Annotated in this window: 1 protein-coding gene and 1 tRNA gene; both read right to left on the bottom strand. The window is 59.2% G+C overall.

Annotated elements, in window-relative coordinates:
* Positions 1-11 precede the first annotated feature (11 nt).
* Positions 12-94: transfer RNA gene (locus ABX749_RS29570), tRNA-Ser, on the bottom strand.
* A 93-nt stretch (positions 95-187) separates the two neighbouring features.
* Entirely contained in the window at positions 188-1507 is a 1320-nt protein-coding gene (gene rho / locus ABX749_RS29565; protein ID WP_145214121.1) for a transcription termination factor Rho, read from the bottom strand.
* Between the last annotated feature and the right edge of the window lie 943 nt (positions 1508-2450).

Raw genomic sequence — 2450 nt, 5'->3', positions numbered from 1 at the left:
GCCCAAACGAGCGGAGGACACGGGACTCGAACCCGCAGCCCCTTACGGGGTACCTCAGTTCCAGTGAGGCCGCTCACCAATTCGCTTATCCTCCGGCACAGATCCAGTCTAGCGTTTCAAGTTCCCTGTTCCAAGTTGGGGTAGTCCGAACTTGAAACCTGAAACCTGAAACCTGAATCCAATCACTCTACAGCGACGTCTTGGCGCCGCTGATCAGCTTGATGAACTCGTCGTTGCTTTCGAACCGACCGAGTTGTTTGGTCAGTTGTTCCATTGCGTCACAGGGATGCATGCTGGAAAGCGTTCGGCGCAACATCGTCACGGCTTCGTACGTTTCTTCGTCGTGCAGCAATTCTTCGCGGCGCGTTCCCGACTGGCTGATGTCGATCGATGGCCAGACGCGGCGGTCTGCCAAGCGGCGATCGAGCACCAATTCCATGTTTCCGGTTCCCTTGAACTCTTGGAAAATCGCCTCGTCCATCCGACTATTGGTGTCCACCAGGCAGGTGCCGACGATCGTCAACGAGCCGCCTTCTTGGAAGGCCCGTGCGGTGGCGAACAGTTTCTTCGGGATGTCCATCGCCTTGATGTCCAAGCCGCCGCTCATCGTCGCCCCGCCTCGGCCGCTGCGTCCGACCCATTTGTTGAACGCACGGGCGAGTCGCGTGATCGAATCGAGCATCAGGAAAACATCCTGACCCATTTCGGCCAGTCGCCGCGCGCGGTCGATCACCAATTGGCTCAGTCGGACATGGCTTTCGACATCCATATCCAGGCTGCTCGCGACGACTTCGCCACCGACGACGTTGCGACGCATGTCGGTCACTTCTTCGGGCCGCTCGTCGATCAGCAACACGATCAATTTCAAATCGGGGTGATTGGCCGCAATCCCGCTGGCAATGTCCTGCAGCATGACCGTTTTCCCGCTTCGAGGCGGTGCAACGATCAATGCCCGCTGTCCCTTGCCGAGCGGTGCAAGCAAATCGATCACACGGTTGGTGATCGGCCGCTGTCCGCGCTCTAAGACCAACCACTCTTCGGGGTTGATCGGGGTCAGGGTTTCAAAACTCTTGACGTCCGGATAGGACTCCGGCGGCATCCCGTCGACGTCCAGGATCTCGCGGATCCGGGGGCCCTGCTGGCGTTTGGCTTGCTGCATCATCGCCTTGATGAAGACACCTTGTCGCAAGCCGAATCGCTCGATCATCGTTCCGGGGACAAACGGATCGCTGCGTTCGCGGGAATAATTATTGTCACGGCTGCGGAGAAACCCGTAACCGTTGGGGTGCAATTCCAGGATCCCCTCGCACTCTTCCAGCGGCGCGTCACTGGGGATGTCCGCGGGCTCGCGATCCATGTTCTGATCTCTCGCGCCGGCACCGTTGTTACCACTGCCACCGCCGCCGCCACGTCGCCGTCTTCGCGAACGCGGTTTGTTACCACCCCCGCCTCCGGCTTGTCCATTGGAGCTTGGGCCGCGACGAGGAGACCGTTTCTTTTTCGCCATGTGTAATCCAGAGAGCGCCGACGCGCCATCGAGCGTCTTCCGCCGGAAAGCGGAAGTCGGCCGGCAATCATGTAAAGAATCCGCAGGATGGAACGATAAAGGACCCAAGCGCGAAGCTGCGGAAACCGTCCCGCGCAGGGTCAAACCAAATAGTTTTCGTGAGCCAACGTCATGGCGTTGGCGAAACTGTTTTCACTGGCCAGCACGCGTTTCGCACTGACAATTCAACACGCGACCGATCACTCCAGGGCCTGTCCGGTGGACACGACGCTGCAACTGACCTTCCTCACTTGAACCAACACGACCGAATCGCTGCCCAACCGCGCCGATGGAATTGCGACCAATCAGCATCCCGATTCACGGGCTGGACCGAACTGGCGGGGGAGCGGCGCCGGCCGCCAAGCAAAATGCCGTTTCCTCTGGCTTGTGTCGATCTTAGGGTTGTCCGGTGTCCCGGGACCAATCATCCCACGGACACTACCAATTCCTTTCCGTTTTCGTCGCCCGACACCTGGATACGTCGATGCTGGGAAATTCCCGTCTCAACTCCCACACTCGAACCGACCGGTGGCCAGTCATTGGGAAGAGAGGCAAATCAACCTTCCGGCCCTTCAAAAGCCGAATCGCAGAATCGTCGTGGAGCGACGCAATGAACTGTGGAGCGGTGAAGCGTAAATTCCAACAACACCGCCGACTAAAGCTATCGGAAATATAGCCGAGCAACAGCCTGTGTCAAGCGAAGCCTGTTTCCCGGCCCTCTTGCGAGGGGTGTAGCGGGCTTCCCAGACGCCGTGCGCGGTACGACGCTCACCTAGTCCTCCTTGTCACCTTGCATTTCGGGTAGGCGGTAGTGGACGAGGCGACGAGTCCTCTGCAGTGGGCAAAAGTGCCCCTTGTCACCGGGCGTTTCGGGTAGGCGGTAGGGGACGAGGCGACGAGTCCT

The organism is Stieleria sp., assembly GCF_041595215.1.
In the GTDB taxonomy this organism is placed as follows: domain Bacteria; phylum Planctomycetota; class Planctomycetia; order Pirellulales; family Pirellulaceae; genus Stieleria; species Stieleria magnilauensis.
This window is presented reverse-complemented; position numbering and strand designations above follow the sequence as displayed.

Coding starts and splice junctions, on each gene's coding strand:
- rho (WP_145214121.1), bottom strand. CDS start 1,507: ATGGCGAAAAAGAAACGGTCTCCTCGTCGCGGCCCAAGCTCCAATGGA.